General features: G+C 46.7%; 20 protein-coding genes. 8 read left to right on the top strand and 12 right to left on the bottom strand.

The annotated features are described in order from the left end of the window. Positions 1-115 precede the first annotated feature (115 nt). Both BTJ40_RS19340 and gbpA read left to right on the top strand, forming a co-directional pair. Positions 116-943, top strand: a complete 828-nt coding sequence (locus BTJ40_RS19340; protein ID WP_108734615.1) for a DUF417 family protein — start codon at positions 116-118, stop codon at positions 941-943. 785 nt (positions 944-1,728) lie between these two features. Then, positions 1,729-3,339 (top strand): N-acetylglucosamine-binding protein GbpA, encoded by a 1,611-nt coding sequence (gene gbpA, locus BTJ40_RS19335; protein WP_157954169.1) that lies wholly within the window; start codon positions 1,729-1,731, stop codon positions 3,337-3,339. 90 nt (positions 3,340-3,429) lie between these two features. On the opposite strand, the gene BTJ40_RS19330 is transcribed toward gbpA, so the two are convergent. Beyond that, positions 3,430-4,041, bottom strand: a complete 612-nt coding sequence (locus tag BTJ40_RS19330; RefSeq protein ID WP_108734613.1) for a TetR/AcrR family transcriptional regulator — start codon at positions 4,039-4,041, stop codon at positions 3,430-3,432. A gap of 173 nt (positions 4,042-4,214) precedes the next feature. Here BTJ40_RS19330 and BTJ40_RS19325 point away from each other — a divergent pair, with 173 nt between their 5' ends. After that, a complete protein-coding gene (locus BTJ40_RS19325; RefSeq protein ID WP_202862830.1) occupies positions 4,215-5,234 on the top strand; it encodes an MBL fold metallo-hydrolase in 1,020 nt (339 codons plus the stop codon). A 95-nt stretch (positions 5,235-5,329) separates the two neighbouring features. Next, positions 5,330-6,142: an SDR family oxidoreductase gene (locus BTJ40_RS19320; RefSeq protein WP_108734611.1), complete on the top strand. Its 813-nt coding sequence runs from the start codon at positions 5,330-5,332 to the stop codon at positions 6,140-6,142. 463 nt (positions 6,143-6,605) lie between these two features. Here BTJ40_RS19320 and BTJ40_RS19315 read toward each other — a convergent pair whose 3' ends face one another. The 4 genes from BTJ40_RS19315 to BTJ40_RS19300 form a co-directional block, all read right to left on the bottom strand. Further along, the gene (locus tag BTJ40_RS19315; protein ID WP_108734610.1) at positions 6,606-7,634 is read right to left on the bottom strand and encodes a hypothetical protein; all 1,029 of its coding nucleotides are present in this window, start codon (positions 7,632-7,634) and stop codon (positions 6,606-6,608) included. Positions 7,635-8,146: 512 nt separating this feature from the next. Then, entirely contained in the window at positions 8,147-8,893 is a 747-nt protein-coding gene (locus BTJ40_RS19310) for a copper resistance protein B (protein WP_238152065.1), read from the bottom strand. Continuing rightward, complete coding sequence (locus BTJ40_RS19305; protein ID WP_108734608.1) at positions 8,886-10,676, bottom strand: copper resistance system multicopper oxidase; 1,791 nt, start codon at positions 10,674-10,676, stop codon at positions 8,886-8,888. Before BTJ40_RS19305 ends, BTJ40_RS19310 begins: the two co-directional genes overlap by 8 nt. Before the next feature lie 11 nt (positions 10,677-10,687). Continuing rightward, complete coding sequence (locus BTJ40_RS19300) at positions 10,688-11,176, bottom strand: DUF411 domain-containing protein (protein ID WP_108734607.1); 489 nt, start codon at positions 11,174-11,176, stop codon at positions 10,688-10,690. Between the two features lie 220 nt (positions 11,177-11,396). On the opposite strand from BTJ40_RS19300, the gene BTJ40_RS22865 reads away from it, so the two are divergent. Continuing rightward, positions 11,397-11,735 carry a hypothetical protein gene (locus BTJ40_RS22865; protein WP_238152064.1) on the top strand — a complete coding sequence of 113 codons (339 nt, stop codon included), beginning with the start codon at positions 11,397-11,399 and terminating at the stop codon, positions 11,733-11,735. On the opposite strand, the gene BTJ40_RS19290 is transcribed toward BTJ40_RS22865, so the two are convergent. Both BTJ40_RS19290 and BTJ40_RS19285 read right to left on the bottom strand, forming a co-directional pair. Further along, on the bottom strand, positions 11,715-12,512 hold the full coding sequence (locus tag BTJ40_RS19290) for an MBL fold metallo-hydrolase (RefSeq protein WP_108734605.1): 798 nt from the start codon (positions 12,510-12,512) through the stop codon (positions 11,715-11,717). The genes BTJ40_RS22865 and BTJ40_RS19290 overlap by 21 nt on opposite strands. Positions 12,513-12,525: 13 nt before the next feature. Continuing rightward, positions 12,526-12,969 (bottom strand): pseudoazurin, encoded by a 444-nt coding sequence (locus BTJ40_RS19285; protein WP_108734604.1) that lies wholly within the window; start codon positions 12,967-12,969, stop codon positions 12,526-12,528. Positions 12,970-13,230: 261 nt separating this feature from the next. Here BTJ40_RS19285 and radA point away from each other — a divergent pair, with 261 nt between their 5' ends. After that, positions 13,231-14,625 carry a DNA repair protein RadA gene (gene radA, locus BTJ40_RS19280; RefSeq protein ID WP_108734603.1) on the top strand — a complete coding sequence of 465 codons (1,395 nt, stop codon included), beginning with the start codon at positions 13,231-13,233 and terminating at the stop codon, positions 14,623-14,625. 137 nt (positions 14,626-14,762) lie between these two features. Here radA and BTJ40_RS19275 read toward each other — a convergent pair whose 3' ends face one another. The 4 genes from BTJ40_RS19275 to BTJ40_RS19260 form a co-directional block, all read right to left on the bottom strand. Continuing rightward, positions 14,763-15,878, bottom strand: coding sequence for a YHYH protein (locus BTJ40_RS19275; RefSeq protein WP_108734602.1), 1,116 nt, complete (start codon positions 15,876-15,878; stop codon positions 14,763-14,765). A 52-nt stretch (positions 15,879-15,930) separates the two neighbouring features. Next, a complete protein-coding gene (locus tag BTJ40_RS19270) occupies positions 15,931-16,185 on the bottom strand; it encodes a hypothetical protein (protein ID WP_108734601.1) in 255 nt (84 codons plus the stop codon). A gap of 391 nt (positions 16,186-16,576) precedes the next feature. Next, on the bottom strand, positions 16,577-17,635 hold the full coding sequence (locus BTJ40_RS19265) for an AraC family transcriptional regulator (protein WP_108734600.1): 1,059 nt from the start codon (positions 17,633-17,635) through the stop codon (positions 16,577-16,579). Positions 17,636-18,373: 738 nt separating this feature from the next. After that, positions 18,374-19,975 carry an AbgT family transporter gene (locus tag BTJ40_RS19260; RefSeq protein ID WP_108734599.1) on the bottom strand — a complete coding sequence of 534 codons (1,602 nt, stop codon included), beginning with the start codon at positions 19,973-19,975 and terminating at the stop codon, positions 18,374-18,376. Positions 19,976-20,290: 315 nt separating this feature from the next. On the opposite strand from BTJ40_RS19260, the gene BTJ40_RS19250 reads away from it, so the two are divergent. Further along, positions 20,291-20,992: a GMP synthase gene (locus BTJ40_RS19250; protein WP_108734597.1), complete on the top strand. Its 702-nt coding sequence runs from the start codon at positions 20,291-20,293 to the stop codon at positions 20,990-20,992. Between the two features lie 526 nt (positions 20,993-21,518). Next, positions 21,519-24,392, top strand: a complete 2,874-nt coding sequence (locus BTJ40_RS19245; protein WP_108734596.1) for a TonB-dependent receptor — start codon at positions 21,519-21,521, stop codon at positions 24,390-24,392. 109 nt (positions 24,393-24,501) lie between these two features. On the opposite strand, the gene BTJ40_RS19240 is transcribed toward BTJ40_RS19245, so the two are convergent. Next, positions 24,502-24,819 carry a hypothetical protein gene (locus tag BTJ40_RS19240; RefSeq protein ID WP_108734595.1) on the bottom strand — a complete coding sequence of 106 codons (318 nt, stop codon included), beginning with the start codon at positions 24,817-24,819 and terminating at the stop codon, positions 24,502-24,504. Between the last annotated feature and the right edge of the window lie 576 nt (positions 24,820-25,395).

Genomic DNA, 25,395 nt, shown 5'->3' with positions numbered 1-25,395 from the left:
GCCAAGACGACATAGATTTAACCAATACCCCAGAGCCGCCTCTCACCCGTACGGAGAGAGGCGGCTCTGGTCAGGCTGGTGACTAAGCTCTAATTTGTTAAGAGGTCGTCAACAAATGTCATTTCTTCTTCGAAAACTTCCCTTCGCCCTGGTGGCCATCGCCTTTGCGCTTATTGCGGTGGCGCTTTTTTCCGGCCAATGGGGTGGTATCAAGCGCGTATTTGAATTCTACGGTGTCACTAATGAGGAGGTGCTTTCCTCTATACGGTTACTGACCGCCATTATTTTTTCAGTCGCCGCTATTTTGGGGGCACTCGCCCTTCGTTTTGAGCGGGCTGTTAAGCCCCTGGCAATTCTACTGATTTTAATATCGCTAGTGCCCCTACTGAGTCTTCTTGGCAGCGGCCATTGGATCGACTCCCTGGGCGGTTTTCCGGCAATTGGCTCAGGGCAGGGGATAATTAAGTACTTTGCCCTGTTAACCCTGGGTGTCACCTGGTTGTATCGGGATTCGTTGAGCCCACTAAAGCTGATATGGCTCAATTATTTCCCTGTCGGCCTGGTATTACTCTGGATCGGTGGGATGAAATTCACAGCGCTTGAGGCTGAGGGGATTGAAGGCCTTGTAAGCACTTCGCCGCTGATGTCTTGGTTATACAGTGTATTTAGCGTGCAAATGGCCTCAAATCTTATTGGTATATATGACTTGATTGCTCTGGCTATTCTCGCCTTGGGTATTTATATCCGGCAGCTGTTTTGGCCGGGACTATTGCTTTGTGCCGCAGTATTTATAACAACCCAGACCTTCCTCTACTCCTACCCGGGTAGCTGGGTAGCCCCCTGGCAACTTAGCTCCAGCGGTATTTTTATTATTAAAGATCTATGGTTTATCGCAAACCTGGTGTTAATTCTTGGTTTTAGAAATTCCATGGAAAAATATTAAGTCTCATGGGGCTGAAGAGTAGTTCTGAGGCCCCAGAGCGTTAGATTCAATAAATTAGAGATAGTGGATAGGTGGAAAAATTTATCCTCTAGTATAAAACGCTCACTCTCTTTATAAAGAGAACGTCAATGGTAGGGTGTTTTTTCTCAGGTAATTAAGCTTAGTATTAATTTGAAGCTATGCTCGTCAATATCTAAATTCAAAAAAATGTTAAACCTTGGCGTTTCATCTCGGTTACGTATTTTCCAGGGTATACCGTTTACGGCTGTTATTAAAATACCCCCCCCCTTATTTACATATCAACGAGGTAGTTGACTTTAGTCGGCAGCAATTAATGGTAAGGCTCAATATAAATTCAGTTTTGAGTTTTATGGTTGGCTGCTGGGGAGAATTTAATTTCCATTTTTAACTATAGAACTGGTTGCCTGGTCTATTTATCTTTCTTTTTCCAGGCTGACGTCAACTGTAACATGAAGTTAAATTTTCTATTTTGAAGTAAATTGCCTCCCCTTTCTCGATTCCATTTTAAAGATAAATTGATTGTTTTCAGGTAGGCGGTAAAAGTTCATATGCGGGATGAATATTTATTTGGAAAGCTCGATGCTTATCTTATGGTGACAATTCACTTAGTGTTGCCCTAAATTATAAAATGAACAGGAACCGTGAAAATTAGTGGCGGTCCATAACTCTGTCGCTAGCGCTGCAGGATTAACATCCTACAAAATTAAAAGATTGTACTCAGCTTGAGAAGGAAGTTGGGTGCGAATCAATAAATGGGCAGAGATATGATTCTACGTAAGAAAAAATTAGCATCTGTATTTAAACAGCCAATAGTCAATCGGACACTAATGGCTGTGGCGCTAGCCGGAGCCAGTTCCAACGCTTTCAGCCATGGTTATGTTGAGGCCGCTGACGGCGGTGTTGCTTCTGCACGAGGAACCCTATGTAAATACGCATTAGATACGGGGGAAATGAACCTGAGTTGCGGTGCCGTTCAGTGGGAACCTCAAAGTATTGAGGGGCCTGAAGGCTTTCCAGATAGTGGCCCTGCCGATGGACAAATTGCCAGCGGAGGAAGTAGTGCCTGGTCTGAGCTTAATGAACAGACATCTGATCGCTGGGTAAAAAATTATATTAGCTCCGGCTGGCAAACCTTCAAATGGTACTTCACCGCCAACCATGTAACTCGTGATTGGAAATACTATATTACTAAAGAAGATTGGAATCCGAATTCAGTCTTGACTCGCGATCAATTTGATCTCGACCCATTCTGTGAGATAGATGGCAATTATGAACAGCCAGATGTAAATACAACTCATGAGTGCCAGGTGCCGGGTCGCGAGGGCTATCATGTAATTCTGGCTGTTTGGGATGTGGGCGATACGGTTAATGCTTTCTACAATATTATCGATGTAGAGTTCGATGGCGATAATGTCACTAATACCGAGTGGAGCGCTGTGGGCACCATCAATCCGACGCAGGACTTGAACGTGGGTGATAAAGTGTATATCCGCGTATTTGATGGCTCAGGTGAAAACTCGTCTTACAGCACTGTTTTGGAAATTGCCTCCGAAGAGCAGGGTATTGCTGAAAACTGGTCACACGATCTGGCTGAGTTGATTAATGCAGAGCAGACCGATATTCGTGCCGGTGATTTCGATGGTGATAATAGTTTTGAACCTCTGTACGGTATCAACCGAATTTATCTAAAAGATGGCAGTGGCCTGGAAAATGTCGAGATCGGTTATGAGTTGAGCGAAGAAGAACCCAACTATGAAGTAACGGTAAGTGGCCTTGAAAATGAATACACGATTTCAGGCGGTGCTATTTCTCTAGACTTGGCTCTCAGTGCAACTGGAGATGTCAGCGTTGAGGTTACAGTGGTGAACCATGATGGTGATACTCTCGCAAGCTATAGCAATGATATTGATGATGGTGATACTGCCAGCACAAGCCTGACTCTGTCAGAGACTGTAGCAGGGCACCACATGGTTGTAGTGGTGGTAAAAGACCGCGATGGCAACATGGTTGATCAAAACACCCTGAACTTCTATCTGATTGAAGATAGCTCTGGTGACGATGACTCCTCGAATGAGGATAACGATACTTCCAACGGAGATGACGACACTTCGAACGGAGATGACGACACTTCGAACGGAGATGATGATACCTCCAATGATGATGACCAGTCCTCGGGTGATCAGGATTACGATTATGTCTTCCCTAGAGGTCATAGAAACTATGCCGCGGGCACCAAAGTTCTGGGCCGTGACGGTAATGTCTACGAGTGTAAGGACTCTGCCTACTCTCATTACTGTAAGGAAGTAAAAAGAGGTGCAATACAGTTCGAGCCGGGTGTCGGTGGAAACTGGGAGATATTGTGGGAAAGATTGTAATTTAGTCCCGATGAAATAAAAAAGGCCCCTTTAGGGGCCTTTTTTATAGGTAAATTGGCCGGTAAAAAATGGCCTTTATAGAGCAGTGATTTAAGCATGGTAATAACTTAAAAACATCGCAGCGGTACGCTCGGCAAGTGCCTCTTGTTCGATGAGGCTTGGTGGGCCGGAAAGTTGGAGTAACTGAGGCCAATAGCAACCGCCTTTAATCAAGTTATGAATCTGCCCACTGGCGACCTCTATGTCGAGAGGCTTTAGTCGGCCGTCAGCTATAGCAGATTTAATCCAGCGCTGCACCCCGGTTTCATGGGCCTTATATTTTTCCATCTCCTTACGCAATGCTTCCGGTTGATGGAAGAAGTAGTCGAAGGCCATTCGGTTAAGTTCAATATACTGCGGGTTACAAATTGTTTTAACTTCTAACTTCAGTAAGTTACACAGCTGCGTGTGCATGTCAGCATCTGGATTGTAATCACAACCGGGAGACTGTGTCGCCTGTTGCCAGAGTTCACTGATCAAGTACATTACCAGCGCCTCTTTACTGGCAAAGTGATTGTAGACAGTCCGTTTTGACACCTGGGCGCGGGCTGCTAGCTCGTCCATGCTAGTGCCTTGAACCCCTAATTCCTGAAAGGCCTGCTTGGCGGCATCGATAATAGCCTGGCGCTTCAATTCACTTCTTGTCAGTTTCTTTTCAGTCATAGAACTCTCTACTGAATAGGGGCCGATAGCTTCCTTGGTCGGCAAATAACTCGATAAATCAATTTTACACTAATCGGTTTACTTTCCTATAGTTAGTTTGTACACTGCACCGTATAGTTTACATGGTGAATGCAATGAGGAAGCGCTGGTTGATTCTGGCAGGAGTGATTGTTATGTCGGTAAGTCTTTTTGGCAGCTTTACAAATCAGCCAAAGAAGTTCCGCAATAGTGATTCTGACTACATGGTCAGTAGTGGCGGTATGATTGAGATGATTGGCGCCTACATCAAGGCTGATCGGGCTGCGCCAACACCGGTGAAACCGATTCCATTGCGCCAGATTCCCGCCTCAGAGCTGGATGCTCCAGAATCTGAAAGTGTTGTGTATCGTCTCGGGCATTCCACGGTACTGATTCGAATGGATGATCAGTATGTTTTGACAGATCCGGTATTTAGTAAGCGGGCATCCCCGGTACAGTGGATGGGCCCAAAGCGCTTCCATCCATTGCCCATAGAGATCAGAGACTTACCCTCGATTAAAGCGATAGTTATCAGCCATGATCACTACGATCACCTGGATAAAAATAGTATCCGCGCACTCAAGGATAAGGTAGAGCAGTTTGTAGTTCCTACCGGGGTGGGGAGTCACTTGCGTAACTGGGGAATTCCGGCAGAAAAAATTGAGGAGTTGGCCTGGTGGGAATCCTTTGCCCTGGGGAGTTTGCATTTTACTGCGACTCCGGCTCAGCACTTTTCCGGACGTGGACTTACGAATAAAAACTCAACACTTTGGGCCAGCTGGGTAATTGAAGGGCGCGAGGGCCGTATATTCTTTAGCGGTGACAGCGGCTACTTTAGTGGATTTCGTGAAATTGGTGAGCGTTTTGGTCCGTTCGACCTGACACTGATGGAAACGGGTGCTTACAACAAGCTTTGGAGATCAGTTCATATGATGCCCGAAGAGAGCGTACAGGCACATCTGGATCTCGGTGGGCGAGCGATGCTGCCTATTCATAACAGTACTTTTGATCTTGCTCTACACGATTGGTATGAACCATTAGAGCGTGCAGAAATTACTGCGGAAAACTGGGGTGTAAAACTGTTAATACCGGTGATAGGCGCACCTGTAAAGTTGAGAAATCCATTGCCCACCCAGTCCTGGTGGCGGGAGCTTTTAGTTGAAAAGAATAGATAAGTTATCGTTTGAATCTTAATTAGGTAAATATAAGGTTATACACCTTTTATTATCTTAACCTTTTTCCAATTTCTAAATGTTTAAGTGGCTGTATTATGAAGTCAAAAACCGTATTAATCACAGGTGCTTCTTCAGGGATCGGCGAGGCGTTTGCGCATGAGTGTGCAAATAAAGGAGCAAATTTAATTCTGGTTGCTAGATCTCAGGTGGGCTTGGCAGAAGTCAGTAAAAAAATTCAAGAGAAGTATCAAGTCCAAGTAGCCCTAATAGCTATGGACTTAAGTGTAGAGGGGGCTGCACAGGAATTATTTCAGCAAACTAAGGATAAGGAACTTGATGTAGATATTCTTATTAATAATGCTGGATTTGGGAAATGGGGCCGTTTTGAGGACTTTGATTTAAGAACCTATAAAGGGATGCTGCAGCTCAATATTAATACTCTCACAGAACTTTGTTACCTATACCTTGGCGGTATGAAAATTAAAAGGTCTGGTGGAATTATAAATGTCGCTTCTGGTGCAGCCTTAATGCCAGTGCCCTATGCAGGTGTTTATTCTGCATCCAAGAGTTATGTCTTAAATTTTTCAGAGGCTTTATATAACGAATTAGAGGAGACAGGTGTCACCGTAACTTGTTTATGTCCTAGTGGAACTAAGACAAACTTTGCAGCAGTGGCAAATAATGAAGTAAGTGTTGATGAAAAACAGTACGAAACAGCGGAGCATGTAGCTAAAGTAGGGTTGCATGGATTTCTTGCCAACAGGAGCTATGTGCTCTCTGGAAAACAAAAGATGTTACTTAGTATCTTACCCAGGTTCTTAAGTCGCTCTAAGTTGCTGAAGTTGTCTGGAAAAATTTTTAAAAAGATAGTGAACAATAAGAAAATAGGGCTAATGGAAGGACGCTGAGTAATCTCTTAAAAAAACTTTAAGGGCAGTCCGAACTGTTTGTATTGGGGCTGTCCATACAGAAATTCTATTAGAATGCTCTGTTGTGGATTAAAGTAGCTATTTTTATTATTTTATATTTGTTTTTCAGTATAAGTAGGCTGTAAGCCATAGTCATTATTCTGTTGAATTTGGATCCTCTATCTTTAAAATTAGCAACAATTGGAAATAGCGGTTGTTGTCCGTCTCTCTGGTTCGAGTTTATGTAGAAAGCGAGTGAGTGTATCTTTTGGTGTTTCTGGTCCGTTCGAAGAAAGTATATCGCGATACAATTAATTAAAGTTGATGCTCAAATTGATAAATAAAATATTGAGGTTGTCTTGGTTCCTGTTGAGGAAAATCTGATGTAAAATAAATTGGGTCGCCTGTAAAAACTGGCAACCCTAAAAGCCTATTTCAGAAGGTGGTCCATGTTTATAAGTTATTAATTTCTAAACATGGATACTGCCTTTCCAATTATTTCGTATTGACTTCTTAATAAGGGAAGAGTCTTAACCCCAAAATAAGTATAAGGTTCATTAACAGAGTTCCCAGCTTCACGCCAAACGAACGGGAATATGGCTATAATGTCTTCATTGCTAGTAGCATAATCATAAGCATCCCAGGCTCGAAGAATCAACTGCTCCTCTGTCATAACGCTGTAGCTTGGGCTGTCGGTTTTAAATGCGCGAGGTATAATATAGTATTTTACATTCATATCCTGTGTTGCATACATAAGATCTTCAACTACATCATACTGAAAATTTATATGCTTGTAGTAGTCTGCACCAAATAAATCATAGTTGCTAGGTGGTAGTGGAGGGTAGCACAAAGGATAGAAGTCGCAGTTTGTTGGAAATTTGTATTCATCTTTCATTTCCCCCACGGTATCTTTTGTAAAAGTTATTGCCCTGTGTGCGTTGGGAAAGTCTGCTTTAAGCAAAAGCCCAATTTCTTCTAGATACTCCTTTAATTCATTGTTTGGCATGTATGAGCGATGGTATGGCTCATCAATAGGGTCAAATGCATAGATGATCTCTTCGTAGGGTTTTAGTTTTTCCTTGGCTTCCATCCAATTGTCATAATAGTTGTCATATTTAATGTAGCCATCATTGTATCCACTAAAGAAAACTGACCTAAGAGAGATCCAAACTTTGGTGCCACTATTTTTTGCAACTTCCAAATATGTATCAACATCTCCGTAGTCTATATTAACAAAGGTTGATAATGTTGCCGCATCAGGAATGTCTTCTTTTTCCCACCCTGATTGATAGAATCCAAATGCCTCTAGATGATCAGGAACAACGTTTCCTGGATCAGCCAGAATCGGGATAGATATGGGCCCGTGGATTATCACCATTGGAGGTTCTTTCAAATCCATTGCTTTGGTAGGCTCTATCTCTTCTGCTATCAGAAAGCTGGAACTTGAAGTCAGGAAAAAAATAATAATAGAGAAAAGTTTAAATTGTTTCACATGTAGAATCCTTTTTTAGTTTAAAGTTGTTTTCCATTTATATCTATTTTAGGGTGGAACTTTTATTTGAGTCGATTAGAGGGTTAATTTAAGGGTGATTATCTTTGAAAACTGGCGCTTTATTCCACTTGTTTGGTACGTAAGTGTTAACTGGTATGCCAGTAGTTGCTAGTTTGTTCACGTCGAACTAAATCCTTTTATTTTATTTGTGCCTAAATCAATGGATTTTACCACAGGTATTTGCAGCTGGTTTATTTTTGATACGGTGATAGAAAGATAGCTCTATAAGTTTTAGGTAGCTCGTGATATGAATAATAAAAGAAAAGCTGAAGTTTTTACTGTTCATGAATAAACTATATCACCGATATCCTTGCTGGGCTTTATTATTTATAAAAATTGATATCAGTCACTTTCTGTGTGTTATTAAATGTTATGGCAGATTGATGGAGTGGTAAAGTCGATAGAAGTAAATATCGTGTGGTACATTCGATACGGATACAAAAATTTTTTTATCAAAACCAAGCTCTAAACCCCAGCACCCATACGGTCGAGACCACATCCTCGCCTTCTTCACGGGCGAAATCAGCGGCATTGCCCACTTCCCGTTCATAGTGGATGCCAATATAGGGTGAAAATTTCCTGGTGACTTCATACATGAGCCGAAGGCCGACTTCCGCTTCCGATAAGCCGGAGCCGCTACCTCGGGCCTCATCGTTCTGTCCAAAAAAGTTCAGCTCGATACGTGGGACTAGGTTCCAGTCCTGTGCCAACTTTATTTCATACTCACCTTCCAGGCGGAATGCAGTACTGCCATGTTCTCCATAGAAAAATACTGCATCCATTTCAAATTTGTAGGGAGACTCTCCAGTAATACCCACAGCAACCCAATTCCTGCTGGTAGTCTCCAGATTAAAATCGTGGCGAATTCCAATTAGGAAATTCCAGTTTGCCGAAATTGCCCGGCTATAGAGCGCCCATAATTCATTTTTTTCAATTTCCCCACTGCTTCGCTCATAGTCCACTTCGGCAACAAACTTATTTTGCTCTCCGCCATAACTGAAGTCTCCCTCGATTTCTCCGCCGTTATCACCTCGAAGCTCCACATAGTCGAGGCTGACTTCAGCCATGGGTTCTTCTTCGTTATCCTCGTCAGAGGACTGGTAGCTGTGGCGTTGATGCTGAGAGTCTGCCTGCCCATAGCTGGTCTGGGCAGCAAGTATCCATAGTGTTGCTGTTATCCCTGCTACATTCTTAAACAATGCGCACCTCCCGATACATACCGGGCCTTTGGTAAAGCATTTGACTGTGTAGAGCCCAGCGTCCATAGGTGTCGGCGCTGACCAAGTAACTGATGCTTGATCCGGGTTGCGCGATCACCGTGTGCTTGCGAGGTAAATACTCTCCGTCACCGGTTTCCAGCTCACTCCAAAAACCGTGTAAGTGCATGGGCTGGGGAAGCGTGGTGTCATTGACCAGGGTAATACGCAGGCGCTCCTGGTGCCGAAATAAGAATGGGCTGGCATCGCGAAATTTTTCACCATTTATTGACCAGAGATAGCGCTCATAATTGCCGGTCAGGTGCAATTGTAATTCCCGCTGTGGCTCCCGTTGATCCTGGGTAGGTTTACTGCTGCGCAAATCGCTGTATGTCAGTACACGGCGGTTATAGCGATGCTTGTGGTGTCTGAGTCCTACACCGGGGTCGGCGATTCCGTTTCCTGGCGTCAGCGCGCGATGATCCACCCTGAAGCTGGATTCACTTGGCTGGTGAATGATAGGGCTATTACTACCGAGTCCTGCGGCGGCAAGGTTTCCGTAAAACCATCCCCCCTCAGTTGCATCGGGCAAGTCGGAATGTTTTTCGGTGTGAGCAGTCTGGGCGGTTTTAAAGTGAGTGTTTGTCTCCTCGGCTTTTCTCGCCAGTCCCAGATCTTGCAGAGTGAGCACTGGGCGGTGATCCATCGCGGGAATTTCTGCGCTCAGACGTATATCACTTGTCAGAGTGCCTCGCGCATAGCCACTGCGGTCCATGGACTGCGCAAATATACTGTAGGCCAGCTCGCTCTCTGGCTCGACAATTACGTCATAGGTTTCACCGTTGCCAATGCGAATTTCATCGACGCTAGTGGGCTCGACATTTTGTCCATCGGCCGCCACCACCTTCATTTTCAGGCCGGGGATACGCAGGTCGAATAAGGTCATCGAAGCTGCGTTAATTAATCGCAGGCGAACCCTCTCACCAGGTTTAAATAATGCAGTCCAATTGGTATCGGGTGTATGCCCGTTAATCAGGTAGGTGTAAGTCTCGCCTGTGACCTGGGAGATATTGCGGTCAGAAAGTTGTTTCCAGTTCCATTGGTGCCGGTCCCGCCAGGTTCGTGCGACACCTTTTGTACGCACTTCACGCCATAAATCTGTAGCCGTGCGCTGTTGCCGGTTGTAGTAGTCCGGGTCTTTTTTTAGATGGGTATAAATAGTTTGGGGAGATTCATCGCTCCAATCGGATAGGACAACAACATAATCCCGCTCGTAAGAAAATGGTTCTGGAGATATCGGATCAATGACTATTGCTCCAATTAGCCCCCGCTGTTGTTGAAATCCGGATTGGCTGTGATACCAATAAGTACCACTTTGGCGTACTGGGAATCGGTAGCGAAATATTTTCCGAGGTTGAATGCCGCTAAAGCTCAGCCCCGGTTCGCCGTCCATATCGCTGGGTACCCTAACACCGTGCCAGTGTAGGGAGGATTTGTCGGGTAATTGGTTATGGACATTCAGGGTGACAGTTTCCCCTTCCCGCCAGCGCAAAATGGGGCCCGGTAGACTGCCATTAATGGTAAGGGCTTGTCGTTCGCGCCCGGTAAGATTTACCTGGCGGTAACCGATGGATAGATCAAAGTGGTTACCGCGCAGGGTTGTTGTCGATGCTGTTGGCGAGTTTGGGTGCGAACTGTGGGGTAACCCCAGCAGCAGGGCTCCCGCTCCAAGACCTGTGACGAAAGTACGCCTCGATACGGCGTCGGTGCGGAAGCTCTCTGTCATCGACGTCCCTTTTAAAACTGCTCTTGTGCCGTATTGATTTCGGCGTAAATTTCGCTGCTGCCGTTTTTGTTAAGCAGCATTACCTGGTAGGGCGTAAAACGGTCGCCCACTTCCATGCCGGGGCTGCCCAGGGGCATACCTGGCACTGCGAGGCCAATGGCATTTTGCGGTGGATTTTGCAAGAAACGCTGTATCAGCTTTGCCGGTACATGCCCTTCAAAAACATAGCCCTGTTCTGACACTGTGGTGTGGCAGGATTGGTAGCGCGGAGAGATATGGTGCTGCTTTTTTACGCCGTTAAGATCTTCGACATCCTTTGCTACGACGTCAAAGCCACTTTGTTGGGCATGCTCAACCCAAATTTTGCAGCAGCCGCAGGTGGCGGATTTATAAGTGGTCAGGCTCACAGATTCCTTTTGGGGGTCTGGAGATTCGGCACAGGCGCTTAATGCCAGGGTTGTGAGTAGCGCAGCAATAGCGATCAAAATTGAACGGTTCATATGAACTCCGGTGATGAGATTTAGGGCGCACATAGGTGTGCGGGTATTTATAAAAAATATTTGGAGTAAAACTGGGGAGTACGCGTATGCCTAGGCATACGGGGCCCATTAAGTGCGGAATATGGGTGGGCGCAGTGCCATTTCCGGATCTGGAGAGGAATTAAATTCCCGGTAGGCTGTTACAAGTAGATTGCGGTTGTATACAAGGATTTTATATTGAGTGTTTACTGCAGAGCTGGTGCCTGGCCCTGCACAACAGTTGCACTCAGCGGTGCAACTGGAGGGATGGCTATCGCTGCAGTTCTCAAGGGTTGCCCCGTCGCAGTGGGTTTTTTCTTCTGCGGCGATGGATGCCGCTGGGGATTCGTGTGTTTCCGCACAGGATGACGCTACTGCCTGGCCGCCGAAGGCCAGTAACAGTATGAGCAAAAATAGGCGGAAGATCCCGGTGTGCATGGCGGTATTCAGAAAACAAGCCAGCCCGCAGTGTATGGGCTGGCCTCTGCCGGTGCAACTTTCCCGCTTGCGGGATGGTGGATTAAGAGCGGCCCAGGGGTAGGCGGAAGTCCTGGTGTCGCAACAGGTCCGGCCCACATTCGAGGCGCTCGAGCCAGCCCAGGAAGCGCTCTTTGACATCGCCTGAGGCAAAGTAACCGCCGTGCTGGGGCACAATCATTGCGGGGTTGAGTTCCCGAATCATCTTGGCCCAGAGACGGCAGGTCCAGTTCCCGCCCATATAGCGGCGGTGGAACCCTTCCATCGACGGCAGGTGCTCGTCGAAATCTTTGACTTCGCCCTCCTCACCACCGAGGGAGGCACCGATATCGCCGGAAAATAATATGCGGCTGACCGGGTCATAAAAACTGAAGTTGCCACAGGAGTGCATAAAGTGCGCTGGCAGCGCCCAGATCTCACTGTCGCTGAAGGGGATAATCTCTCCCTTATCATCCAGAGGCATGATGCGTTCCTGCCAGCGCTCAGCACCGGCACGCGAGGCGACAAAGCCAGAAACGAGGTGTGGCAAAAACCGCGACCACAGTTTCGACACCGCTACCTTACAGCGCGAATGCAGCATCCAGCGCGGCAGCGAGGCGATAATATCTGGATCCTGATGAGAGGCCAGGATCAGGTCCAGTTCACTCAGGTTCAAATGGCGGCTGAGCTCAATGGTGAGGTGTGTGTAGGTCAGATCGCCGCCGGGATCGATAAGCGCCCCTTTGGTGCCGCGGCGAATAACAAATTGATTGGCCTGTACCCCATCGCTGCCATTCTGCTCTTTGACCAAATCGCCGAACCGCGCAACCAGGTGGTGACCTTTTTCAAATAGGATGTCCACGCCGCGACTCCCCTTATTGGACTTGGCCGAGGTATTGAGTGAGCCTCTCCTTATTCATAGCAATACCGGCATTCATGCCTTCGGCATGCTTCTTGGCTTCTTCCAAGTTGGTTGCCTTACCTACCTGAATTACCCCAACCATACCCAGTGGCAGATGTGGGTCGCACTGGTATACGTAGACACCTTCCTGGTTCAAGGTGACAGTCACCTTTTCTCCCATGCTGCCATTCCAGGTAGCGCCCTCGGCAGGGGACAAAACTGAGTGAGTGTTGTGGGCGGCATCAGTGGGCAGGAAGGTGACAGAATCGCCCGGTGCTACCGCGAGAAATGCCGGTTCAAAAGTCATCATGCCTTCCTTGCCCTGGTTCAGCATCTTAACTTCGTGATCCGCAGCCAGGGCGGAGGTCGAGGCCATGGCGAGCGCCAGGATCGCGCCGCGAAGAGTAATAGACGACATACTTACTTCCTGTTCGATGGTTAGTCAGTGTTGTTCAGCGCCTCCCCATTAGTGGGTAGAGGCAGCGGCGGATGTTATCTCGGAGGGGGCTGGGTGAATTGATCTAGATCAATCGCGCAGATAGACCAATTAGAAGGAGAAGATGCCAATAGAAGGGATCAGTGTAGGAGAGTCATTTTTGACCGCTGAGCACCACCCGCCTCGGCCGGATAAGGGGTAAACTGTGCGCCGTTAAATTCTGTGACTTTTCGGGAGAGTGTCTTGGCCACAAAACGTAAAACTGCCTATGTGTGTAATGAATGCGGCGCCGACTACACCAAATGGGCAGGGCAGTGTAGTGCTTGTGGCACTTGGAATAGCCTATCGGAAGTACGTCTGGGGCCGGATCACAAGGACAGCCGCGCCGCGAATTTTACTGATGCACAAAGTGGCTACGCCGGTTCCGCCGGTGCTGGCAAAGTGCAAAAATTATCAGAAATCGACCTCAGTGAATTGCCGCGTATTCCCACTTCGGCCTCGGAACTGGATCGGGTATTGGGCGGCGGGCTGGTGCCGGGTTCCGTTGTATTGATCGGCGGCCATCCCGGTGCCGGTAAATCCACCGTTTTACTTCAGACCCTGTGCCATCTCGCCACTTCAATGCTGGCGCTTTATATCACCGGCGAGGAATCTCTCCAGCAGGTTGCTATGCGCGCTAAGCGCTTAGGTCTGCCCACGGATTCCCTGCAATTGCTCAGCGAAACCGATGTGGAGCGTATTTGCATGGCGGCCAAGGAAGTGAATCCTCGGGTTATGGTAGTGGACTCGATCCAGGTGATGCACATGAGCGATGTTCAATCGGCACCGGGCTCTGTGGCACAGGTGCGCGAGAGTGCGGCCTACCTGACCCGCTTTGCCAAACAGACCGGCACGGCGCTGATTCTGGTGGGGCATGTCACCAAAGATGGCAGTCTCGCGGGCCCCAAGGTGCTGGAACATATTATCGACTGCTCCATTCTCCTCGAAGGCACCCACGACTCCCGCTTCCGCACACTGCGGGCCCATAAAAATCGCTTTGGGGCCGTCAATGAACTCGGCGTGTTTGCCATGACAGAGCAGGGCTTGAAAGAGGTATCCAACCCCTCAGCCATTTTCCTGCAAAGGGCCGAGGAGATCGCAGCCGGTTCTGTGGTGACTTCGGTGTGGGAGGGCACCCGGCCGCTGTTAGTAGAGTTGCAGGCCCTGGTGGACGATAGCAGCCTCGGCAACCCCCGCCGGGTAGCGGTGGGCCTCGACCAGAACCGCTTGAACATGCTGCTCGCTGTGTTGCATCGCCACGGTGGGGTCTTGGTGGGGGACCAGGATGTCTTTATCAATGTGGTCGGCGGGGTAAAGGTGATGGAAACCAGCGCCGATCTGACACTGTTATTGGCGGTGGTGTCCAGTTTCCGCAACCGTGTCCTGCCCCGGGATCTGGTGGTATTCGGGGAAGTGGGGCTGTCAGGCGAGATTCGCCCGGTGCCCTCGGGCCAGGAGCGTTTGCGCGAGGCGGCCAAACATGGTTTTCGCAAAGCCATTGTGCCTGCAGCCAACCGTCTTAAGAACGATATCGAGGGAATGGAAATGCACTCGGTTAAAACCCTGGCGGAAGCGCTGGCTGTGATTGATATGAGTTAACGTCTCTTAAAAATCTGTGATCAGCCCCTCATTGCGCAATCTCAATTTTTGCACTATCAAAGGGGCGAATCGTTTTGCCAAGAGTAATATTGCAGGGTTTTCTCTCTAGGGGATGTGAGCTTTCTAAGTCCCGAGGGTCATAGGCGTCTGGCTGGTCTTTTGGCTGTCCTCTCACGCTGATTGTTACCGGGGCCACGACGAAAATCCTCTGATGGTGTGCCTTTGTAGCAGCGTGGGATAATCGGCCAGTCCTCAGTCAGGAAGTAGGCATAGGTACCCTGAGGAAATTCCGGGGTACGAACCATCCTGCCATTGCACTCGTCCAAGGTGCCGGAGCCGGCTACATACTGGTAGTCATCTACAAAGGTGCCATCGTAGTAACCTCCTGGCTCTTTACTGCCTTTGGGGCGGTTCCCTGGTTTCACCTGATAGCTCGACTTCATCGCCACAATACCGGATTCCGGCTCCCAACCATCGGCATAGCCGTATAGGGCATAGATAGGGAAGCCATCGGCAGCCCAGCCAATTAGCGGTGAATGCCTTTCCTTGGACACCCCCAGGCGCTGCAGCAAGCCGGTGGGAATGCCGTGATAGTGGTAGGCGCCATTGGGTTGAACGTGGGCGTAGTTATCGTCTACACCTAACTGAATCGCACCGGATAGGGCTTCGTAGCGCCAGCGCCCGCGGTTGCCCAGATACCATTCGGCGGCACTGGGGTCGAAGGGTACCCCGTTCAGGCCGATACCAAAATCCTGTAGCGGAACCGGTGTGGATTGAGCGGCGATCTGGGGTATAGCCGGAACTCGAAAACGGTAGCGCTGCACCTCGATTTCATGGGGATTGCCGCGATTGGGGAAGGTGCCAGTCTTGTGCTCGGAAATACCGTTGGCCTCAATAACGCGCCAAGGCCCTTGAATACTGATACTCACTTCACTAAAGGTGATGGGCGCCTCGGTAGCAGGGACTGTGTGCTGCAGACCGTCGGACTGCACTACTGTATGTTTGCGGGCTGCGGGGCGTCCGCCAGCGGCGCTCCCGGTTGGGCGCGCTGCCGATTTTCGCTCAGGAACACAGGCCAGGCCGTGTGACTGGGGCAGGGTACGGCAGCGGCCACTCATCCGGCCGTTGGGCAGTTCCATAGCACAGCTGGCGCCGTTGGATAGATCCTGGCAGGCTTCCAGGGCGCTTTCTGGTACGTGAGCCAGCGCGAGCGGCGCAATACTGCAAAGCCCCGCAAATAACCACTTCTTCATAATCACATCTCAAGGTTTACAGTGCCGCTGGCCGGCCGCTACTTATTGGAATTTACTGATCTTCATCTTCCGTGGGACGGGAGCCACCTTTGCCCTTGCCGCCAGCAGGTACACAGACCAGCTGTTCCATTTGTGGCGGCATACGGCAGGTGCCTTCCATGGTGCCTCTCGGTGTTTCTACACTACAGGCATCGCCCTCTGCCAAACTGCTACAGGCATCAATCGCTTCTTGCGGCGGTTGGCGACCCTGCGCAGATACATTTGTGGCCAGTAAAAGGGCTGCTACTGGGATAAATATTCTTTTCATCATCTTCTCCTGTCGTAGGCACATTGAGGGGAGTCCCAGAGCCTTGATTTCGCTCATAGGGCTTTGACAGAGATTTTTGCTGTCGCCCGAAACTATAGGCTCGGGTAATGGCGATGACCGCTCAGCAGAACATTGGCTTCCTGATATCGCCCTGGGACTTGAATCGAAAATAGTTGAGGAATGAGTAAGTAATGTGGATTACTTGTAAAGAAGTGTGGTGCACTGAGGCCGCTTTATGACTGCCTATCCGGGGAAATATCTGCGTATTGTTACTAAGTGCGAGGCGAAGTTGCTAGGGTACGAGGCTTAGAGGTTGGCTATTTGGGCGAAAGTAGTCGTGACGCAAACCTGAGTCTGGTTTGTGCCACGGTTTATTCTGCCTGAAAGAATTTTAATTTTCGGTTTCCAGTGCAGCTTTTGCAGCAGCTTCACTCAATAGTCTGCGTCTCACTTTCATGGGGGTGGCCCCAAACCAACGGTCGCAGGCCCGGTTGAATGAACTCTGTTCCCGGTATCCCAGCATATTGGAAATCTGGGCCATAGGCGGCAACTTCCTGCTGAGGTAGTGCTCTGCACGCTCGCGGCGAATTCGGTCCAGAATATCCTCAAATACCAATTCCCGGTCGCGCAGCCTGCGCTGCAGCGTGCGCTTATGCATGCTCAATTGGTTGGCAACTTCCTGCAGACTGCAACGCTTTAGGGGCATCAGGCAGTAGATAAGTTGCTCTACCTGATGAATCAGGTTTGATTCACCTTGTTCCAGCACTTTATCGATATAAGACTTCAGCAGAGGCCTCAATACCGGATTACATTTCTCTGTAGGCTGGGACAATTGGCTGCTGCTGAGAACCAGGGTATCGCTGTTTTGTGAAAATTGTACCTCTGTACCAAAAAAGTCTTGGTACTTGTCGTGGAGCGGTTGTTTGGATTTTAAAATAACCGCTTCCAAATGAAATTTCTCTCCACACAGTATTTGCAATGCGACAACGGAAACCCCGAGGAGAAATTCCCGGAATAGCTCAAGAGGTAATGGAGAGTCTGAAGGTATATAACTTTCCAAGTCATTTAAACAATGAAAAGTTATAAACGTTTGCAGCCCTTTAACTTCTAACTCTACTCGCAGGTTATAAGGTGGGGCGGCAAATTGTTTTACCGCAGCATTGAGGAACTCGCCCAGAGTCAGTGACTGCAATACTGCCGCACCGAGAGAACTCAGGGCTGCAGCCCCCTGGCTTTTTGCCAGTCTCAGTCCGAAATCTGCACAGTTGAGTTGGCGGGCAGCCTTTTCAACAAGGTCAGTCACTTTACTCAACGGGAGATACCCCTCGAGTTTTTCAACTTGCTCGGGGTTAATACCGGCGCTATTAAGCAGTGTTTCCGGGCAGCCATTTAGCTGGGATACTTGGTCATAAAAGCCGGTTAACAGCTTAGCTCTTATTTGTTGGGTCAATGTCTTCCAAATCCTTCCAAGAACCCAGCCTGATTTAATTATTAGGCGTGCCGGGTCGCAACTTCTATTTGAGCGGAAATGTTCAACTGATAGGGGCGCCCGATAATTTTAGGAATCTGCAATTAAGAGCAAATTCCAGGATTATGCTTTCCTGGGCTTTGTCTGACGGATTAACGAAACCGTCATATTGGCGAATGCCTGTTTTATTTCGATTTCCTGATATGTATTGTGTGCGATGGATAATTGTTACTGCACTAACTACCACAAAGTGCACACGGCTCATCCTGAGAAAATAATATTTGAGATTAAAACAGGGCAGGCGAAACTGGCGCAATCCGCCTATCAGTCTCCGCTAGGTATTATTTCAAGGCCTATATTACTTGTTTTTTTTTGTGGATTCGAAGGGCTTCTGACTTTTACCCATAAACAAAGTGTCACCTAATGAAAAAAAATGCTGCTAAAGCTTAATATATTGAAACTTTATTTCTAAATGACAGCAATAAAATATTTTTGTTTTATGGTGACTCTAGATTTGGGAATAATAATTTTTTTCACATTTTATCCACTTTTTTTCCTCTACCTAAAGCTATCTTGATTGACTGGCGATTTCAGGAACGCTTTAACATTTTTGGGGGAAGTCGCAGCTGAATAAAAATGACCACGCTTGAAGAATAGTCATCCTGAACAGATAAAAAAGCCCGCTGAAGCGGGCTCTTGGATCAGTATTTGGGTAATGGGTCAGCTGCCATAATAAGTGGCTGCACCTGGGCCAACTGGCAGCCCGAGGGCAAAGACCCAGATGAAGAACAGAGCTGTCCAGCCGACAAAGAAGAAGATGGAGTAGGGGATCATTGTAGCGATCAGAGTTCCCATACCCAGGTCTTTCTTATAGCGCGCGGCAAAGGTAATAATCAGGCCGAAGTAACTCATCATCGGTGTGATAACGTTGGTTACGGAGTCACCAATACGGTAGGCCGCCTGAATTACTTCCGGAGCGTAACCCAGCAGCATCAGCATGGGCACAAAGATGGGAGCTGTTACCGCCCACTGAGCTGAGGCACTGCCCAGCATCAGGTTCACAAAGCCACACATCATGATAAAGAACAGGAATAGCAGCGGTCCGGTGAGGCCGATGCTCTGTAGTGCATCAGCACCCAGAACGGCAAAGATGGTACCCAGGTTTGTGATCTTAAAGAAGGCGACAAACTGTGCGGCGAAGAACACCAACACAATGTACATTCCCATGCTGTTCATACTTTTGGCCATGGCATCAATGACATCTCTGTCATTTTTCATGGTGCCGACAACCTTGCCATAGACAAAACCGGGGATAGCGAAGAACACCAGGATCAGTGAAACGATCCCTTTAAGGAAGGGGGAGCCCGCTACCAGGCCTGTCTCTGGGTTACGTAAGACGCCCCACTCGGGTACTACCGTTAAAGCGAGTACAGCGGATACGCCCAGAACGGCTAAGCCTGCATACTTGAGACCACGTTTCTCGGCGTCGGTCAGTGTGCCAACCTTGTCCTGAGTCAGGTCGACAGATGCTTCACTGGGATCATATTTACCCAGCTTGGGCTCTACGATCTTCATGGTCACCCAGCTGCCAACTCCAGTGATCAGGAAGGTACTGACGATCATAAAGAACCAGTTTACCTCCGGGCCCACTGAGTAGGTCGGGTCAATCATGTGGGCTGCGGATTCAGTGATCCCCGACAGCAGCGGGTCCACGGTTCCCAGCAGCAAGTTAGCACTGTAGCCGCCTGAGACACCGGCAAATGCAGCGGCCAAGCCGGCAATAGGGTGCCGACCGAGGGAGTGGAAAATCATTGCTGCCAATGGAATCAGTACCACATAGCCCAATTCAGAGGCTGTATTGGAGATAATACCGGCAAAAACTACGATAACAGTCACCGTGCGTTTGGAAGCCTGGAGTACCAGGCCCCGTACAGCAGCGCTCAACAGGCCTGAGTGCTCGGCAATCGCAACCCCTAATAGAGCTACCAGAACTGTGCCCAGGGGGGCAAATCCGGTGAAATTCTTCACCAGACTGGTAACGATCATCCTGAGGCCATCACCACTTAAGAGGTTAAATACCTCAATAACGCCATCTGGTGCTCGGCCAGCAGCGCCTACCGGGCGGGGATCGGGGACAGACAGGCCAAAGTAAGAAGCGATACCACTAATGACTATCACGCCAACGGCGAATAATGCGAACAGCGTTATCGGGTGGGGGAGAAGGTTGCCGAGCCATTCCACTGCATCTAGGAAGCGGATAAAGGCTGTCTTGCGCCCGGGTGGACCGTCCTGTCGATCGCTCGGGGAGGTTGTTGTGGTCATTGTTTGTCCTCAGTCGTTACTGCAAGCGACCCTAATTGCCTCTGGATCGCCCTGTAGCCGAAGGGTTGGCTGAAAAATGTGCTAAAGGCGAGATCATACACAAAACTACTTCAGCTAAGAATGCCTTGGAAGAAATGTTGCTCCTAGGTGACCGGTTAAAATGCTATCAGGCTGACCTGATAGATAAGAGATCTATGATGAACGATGTGCTGGTGGCGTTATTGGTATTGAGCACCAAATGCTTTAGCTTGCGGCCTCTGATGCTTCGATATGCCATAATCCCAATACTAAGCAGTCAATTCAGCGGTGAAAATAATGAAGATTGGAATTTTAAAAACCGATGATGTGCGCAAAGAGCTTGTGGGCGAATTTGGGGAGTACCCAGAAATGTTTGCCGACCTGCTGCGCGACCAGGACCCCGGGCTGGAGTTTAATACCTACGAAGTCCAGCACGGTCAGTACCCAGCACAGATAGATGAAGTGGATGCCTACCTTATTACGGGTAGTAAGACAGGCGTATATGACGATAAACCCTGGATTCCACCGCTAATGGACTTTGTACGAAAGCTCCATGATGAGAAAAAGCCAACCATCGGTATTTGCTTTGGTCACCAGTTAATTGCCCAGGCCTTGGGAGGCCGGGCGCGCAAATCAGATAAGGGCTGGGGGCTGGGAGTGCACACCTATGAGATGCAGGAGACGCCAAACTGGATGTCCGAGCCCGCGCCTAACTTTAGCCTTCTAGTGACGCATCAGGACCAGGTGGATGAGCTGCCACCAGGTGGTCGAGTACTGGCGTCCAGTGAGTTCTGTCCTATGGCGATGGTGCAAGTGGATGGCCATATGCTTAGCTTCCAGGCGCATCCTGAATTTACCAAGCCTTATTCAAACAGCCTAATGGAGCTTCGTCGGAAAGCTTTTGGTGAAGCTGTGGTTGATAAAGGGCAGGAGTCGCTAAAGAACGATATCCATGAGAATGCGGTTGCCAGGTGGATGCTGGAGTTTTTGCGTAAATAGTATAGCGCCAAATCAATCTTAAGGTGGGGGAGCCCACCTTTTATATGCTTTATTTCCCTCATACATTATTTGAAAAATAACCAATAGTCTAAATTCCTTAGTTTATAGGGAATTTTTAAGTGGAAATGACTTGTTGTTTTTTTAAATGATTTTATCTAATTGTTAATTAATTTTGGTGCTTTGTTATTTTTATATCAAGGTAAATATATTTGTGCTGAGGGTTTGGGTTTTTAATTGATTTTTTCGTGCCATTTCCATAGTTTTAATCTGTCTTAATGTTTTGTTGGCGTTTAATTTGTTCTTATTCTCCATATTTCGAATGTTCATAGTTGCTATATCGCGTATCAGTCTTTTGTTTGTTTTTTATTAAAAGTATTAAGTGTTTTGTTTTTTTTGAGAACTGATTTGCATTTTTTATGTGTGATTTTTTATTTGTAAAGTTGAGAATGACGGTTCTCGGGATGTCTGTCTCGATGTGCCAGATTGCGTCCCAGTTATTTAAATAAAGATAATTTCTGGGGGTTTTATGATTTCTATATATGAAGTTAAGAAGGGTTTTTCTAAGAGCCTGTTAGCAATTTCAATTGGTGCAACTCTTTCAATAAGCTCAATTTCTCTAGCAGATAATACGACTGGTACAATTAGGGGGTCTGTGCTAAATGTAGCAAAATCAGACAAAGTAAGAATTACAGATGTTGCTCGAGGCATTTCTAAAGATATTTCCATAGGTAATGGCGGAGAATTTAGAGTGGGAAGCCTGCCTCCTGGAGAATACCAGTTGGACCTTTATTCTGGTGGCCAAGTCACGGAATCTCGTTCAGTATCGGTGAGTTTGGGGGGGACTGTTAATATTGCTCTCGGCGATAGTTCTGAAATGGAGGAAGTTATTGTTCAAGGGCAGAGAATTTCTCAGGTAGATACAGGAATTGCTGAGTCAGGTTTGGTGATATCATCAGATGAAATTATAGAGCTTCCTGTGGCACGAAACTTGGACTCGGTTACTCTTCTTGCACCAAGTGTTTCTAGGGGTGATCGTACTTTTGATGAGTTCGGTGGTGGGACTAGTTTTGCAGGAGCATCAATTGCAGAAAATGTAAGTTACATTAATGGATTGAATACTACTAATTTTAGGAATGGGTTGGGTTACTCTACAGTTCCATTTGAATTTTACGATAATATACAAGTAAAAACTGGTGGCTATTCAGCCAAGTTTGGTCGCTCTACGGGTGGGGTAATGAACGCTACTACCAAGAGTGGCTCTAATGAATTTAAATTTGGTACTAGTTTTTATTATGATGAGGAGACTGAAACCGCTCCAAATACCTTTGTCTACGATAATGATCAGGATGAACTAAATGCTCGGGAGGCAAATATTTATGCTTCGGGGCCAATCATAGAAGACAGATTGTTTTTTTATGCTCTCTATAGTGGTGTTTTAAAAAATAAAGAATACTATGGGATGACCAGTGGTCGTGGCTATAAAGAGGAAACCGAATCAGACTTTTGGGGGGTGAAAATAGATGGCTATATTACTGAAGACCATCGAATAGAGCTTACCGCCTTTAGTGATGAAAGAGATATTGTAGAAGGTATTTATAACTATGATTCTGAGACAGAGCAAACAGGCGATTATATCGGCGATATTGTCTATGGAAGGGGAGGTTTCAACTGGATAGCTTCCTATATCGGCAACTTAAATGATGATATGACTTTAAGTATTTCCTATGGTGAAAACACACAGGATCGAAGTGAAATACCAGAAAACAAAGATGCTTCTACCGTTTATTGGTACAACCCGGGTCGAGTATCAATTGGTGATTGGGTTGGATCGACAGTAGAAGTTGGAGAAGATACACGGGAAATGTTCCGTATTGATTTCTCCTGGGTTATTAAGGATCATTTTGTTGAAGTTGGTATTGATAATGAGACAAATAACCTTACAGAAAATACCACGTATTCAGGGGGAGAGGTGTGGAGGCTCTATCCAGAGCTAGGACGGGCTCGCAACCTTATCTACGAAAATGTTGGCAGTTTTGAAACAGAGTCTACAGCTTTTTATTTACAGGATACCTGGCAGATAACAGATGACTGGTCTGTTCAGTTGGGTTTGCGGAATGAGACTTTCACCAATAAGAATGCAGCAGGAGAGGAATTTATTGACGTGAGTGATCAGTGGGCACCGCGATTTTCTACTGTATGGGATCCAACTGGTGAAGGAAAGCAAAAGATATTTGCAAATTTTGGTCTTTATTACCTTCCTGTAGCTTCAAATACCAATGTAAGACTTGCTGGTACAGAATTATATACCACTGAGTGGTTCGATTGGGATGGTTCTTGCCTGAATAGTGATTCAACGCCTTGCAATTTAGGTGAATCCGATGGTCTCGGATATTATGCTGATGGTAGTCTAAAAGATACCAAAAGTGTTGTAGATAAGAATATCGACCCAATGTATCAGTCTGAGTATATTCTCGGATATGAATATATTATGGATAGCGGTATTCAGCTTGGTGTTCGCGGTATTTATCGCAACTTGGAAGTTGCGTTAGAAGATTTGGCTATTGATGCAGCAGTAATTGACTACTATAACTCCTCTGGTACTTGGGATGCATCTAAGGTCGATGGTGCCAGCGTCGAAGATATATTTGGTGGTTTCCACCAGTATGTATTGACTAACCCTGGCAACGATATGCGAATTTATATTCCTGAACAGGGGGAGTATATTAATTTATCGGCAGCTCAACTAGGGTATCCTGAGGCTAAGCGACAATACGGTGCTGTTGAATTTACTTTCAAGCGCCCATTTGATGGCAGGTGGTCATTAGATGCCTCATATACTTGGGGGCATAGCTGGGGTAACAATGAAGGGTACGTTCGTTCAGATAATGGACAAACAGATTCAGGGTTAACAACTAACTTTGATCAACCGGGATTGATAGAGGGTGGGTATGGCGATCTGCCAAATGACCGCAGGCACACGGTCAAAGCTTTTGGTACCTATAGTTTTGATATGGGGTTGAGATTAGGGGCCAATTTCATGTGGCAGACAGGCCGTCCAAAAAACTGCTTTGGAATGCATCCGAATGATGTGTTTGCCCAGGAATATGGATCTGAGTCTTTTTACTGTCAAGGAGAGCTCAATTCACGAGGTAGTCTGGGAAGAACTGATGATTACTGGAATCTTGACCTAAATGCACAATACCCGATTGAGTTTGCTGACAATCAGAGATTGTTAGTTAGCTTGGATGTTTTTAATGTTTTTAATAATGATGCTGTTTTAGAGGTGGAAGAACAAGGAGATCTTGATGGGACGACGGAGCCATATGATTACTTTGGGCGTGCTTATTATTATCAAACGCCACGCAGCATTCGCTTAGGCTTAAGATACGATTTTAATTAGATTATATTTTTAACTTAGTTCTTGCTAAGTTCAGGCAAGTGAAAAAACTTGCCTGAACTTATAGGCTTAGATTTATAGTTATTTGTCTGTGTTATAAGATTTCTTATTTTTAATTTACCCCAAAAATAAAATCTTCTTCCAGCATAACAATCCGAACTCTAATTGGCTCTTCAATTTGAAACATCCTACGAGCGGATTCATCAATCTGAATGGCAAGATTCTGCAAGACCTGATGAGTCCTGTTAGGTTGCTTTTTACATAATATTTCAATATAGCAACCTGCCGGAACCGCTAAAGTGGCTGGTATTATCACGACAGCAGTATCTTCTTCTACATCAAGCGCCCTGTTTAGTAAGTCTGCTAAAAAAGATGGGGTTGAATCTGGAGATAACTTAGATTTATCAAGATAAATTTTACAGCTGGCCATACTTAGTTTCCAGTTTGATTAGTTGATTTGGTGCCTGTCCTGAAGTGTCCTTACAATAAGCTCGCCTTGAATGGCAATTCTCTAAAACCTGCTTTTAGGTTTTTTGGTAAATAAAAGTATATAACTAATATATTTCACCATACTTTTCATAGTAGAGGATCCTAGCATGCGCCACTCAATTTTTTAGATTATCTATATATGACTATAACGATTTATTATATAGGGTAGATGGCTGAGGGCTTTAGATGAGTCGACTGATAAGCTTTATGTGTCACTTCAGTAGAAATTTATACGGCAGCGCTATACTTACAGGTATGCAAAGCAGGAAAGTATTTTTTAGTAGGTTTTACTGGGTTGAGTGCCTCTCCAAAAATAGTTGCTACTCAAGGCTGGTAAAAATCATATTTTGATATTGAATGGATAATGACTGGTTGGATTGGGTCTCTTATAGAGGTATCAACCTCTCAAGTCTAAAAATATTTTTTCGGTTACTAATCAATATAGCTTGTTCAGTAAAAGTAGTTAACGAGTTAGCGGTATGAGAGAGGTATATGTAAGAGCGAAGTATATAGACCA

This window comes from Microbulbifer sp. A4B17, assembly GCF_003076275.1.
Lineage (GTDB): Bacteria > Pseudomonadota > Gammaproteobacteria > Pseudomonadales > Cellvibrionaceae > Microbulbifer.
The sequence above is the reverse complement of the archived record's forward strand: the minus strand, read 5'-3'. Positions and strand labels throughout refer to the sequence as shown.

Excerpts from the sequence above, each read along its gene's own strand:
- BTJ40_RS19240 (WP_108734595.1), bottom strand. The coding sequence starts at position 24,819 with ATGGCCAGCTGTAAAATTTATCTTGATAAATCTAAGTTATCTCCAGAT.
- BTJ40_RS19330 (WP_108734613.1), bottom strand. The coding sequence starts at position 4,041 with ATGACTGAAAAGAAACTGACAAGAAGTGAATTGAAGCGCCAGGCTATT.
- BTJ40_RS19285 (WP_108734604.1), bottom strand. The coding sequence starts at position 12,969 with ATGTCGTCTATTACTCTTCGCGGCGCGATCCTGGCGCTCGCCATGGCC.
- BTJ40_RS19300 (WP_108734607.1), bottom strand. The coding sequence starts at position 11,176 with ATGAACCGTTCAATTTTGATCGCTATTGCTGCGCTACTCACAACCCTG.
- BTJ40_RS19325 (WP_202862830.1), top strand. The coding sequence starts at position 4,215 with ATGTCGGTAAGTCTTTTTGGCAGCTTTACAAATCAGCCAAAGAAGTTC.
- BTJ40_RS19340 (WP_108734615.1), top strand. The coding sequence starts at position 116 with ATGTCATTTCTTCTTCGAAAACTTCCCTTCGCCCTGGTGGCCATCGCC.
- BTJ40_RS19320 (WP_108734611.1), top strand. The coding sequence starts at position 5,330 with ATGAAGTCAAAAACCGTATTAATCACAGGTGCTTCTTCAGGGATCGGC.
- BTJ40_RS19260 (WP_108734599.1), bottom strand. The coding sequence starts at position 19,975 with ATGACCACAACAACCTCCCCGAGCGATCGACAGGACGGTCCACCCGGG.
- BTJ40_RS19305 (WP_108734608.1), bottom strand. The coding sequence starts at position 10,676 with ATGACAGAGAGCTTCCGCACCGACGCCGTATCGAGGCGTACTTTCGTC.
- BTJ40_RS19270 (WP_108734601.1), bottom strand. The coding sequence starts at position 16,185 with ATGAAAAGAATATTTATCCCAGTAGCAGCCCTTTTACTGGCCACAAAT.
- BTJ40_RS19275 (WP_108734602.1), bottom strand. The coding sequence starts at position 15,878 with ATGAAGAAGTGGTTATTTGCGGGGCTTTGCAGTATTGCGCCGCTCGCG.
- BTJ40_RS19250 (WP_108734597.1), top strand. The coding sequence starts at position 20,291 with ATGAAGATTGGAATTTTAAAAACCGATGATGTGCGCAAAGAGCTTGTG.
- BTJ40_RS19245 (WP_108734596.1), top strand. The coding sequence starts at position 21,519 with ATGATTTCTATATATGAAGTTAAGAAGGGTTTTTCTAAGAGCCTGTTA.
- gbpA (WP_157954169.1), top strand. The coding sequence starts at position 1,729 with ATGATTCTACGTAAGAAAAAATTAGCATCTGTATTTAAACAGCCAATA.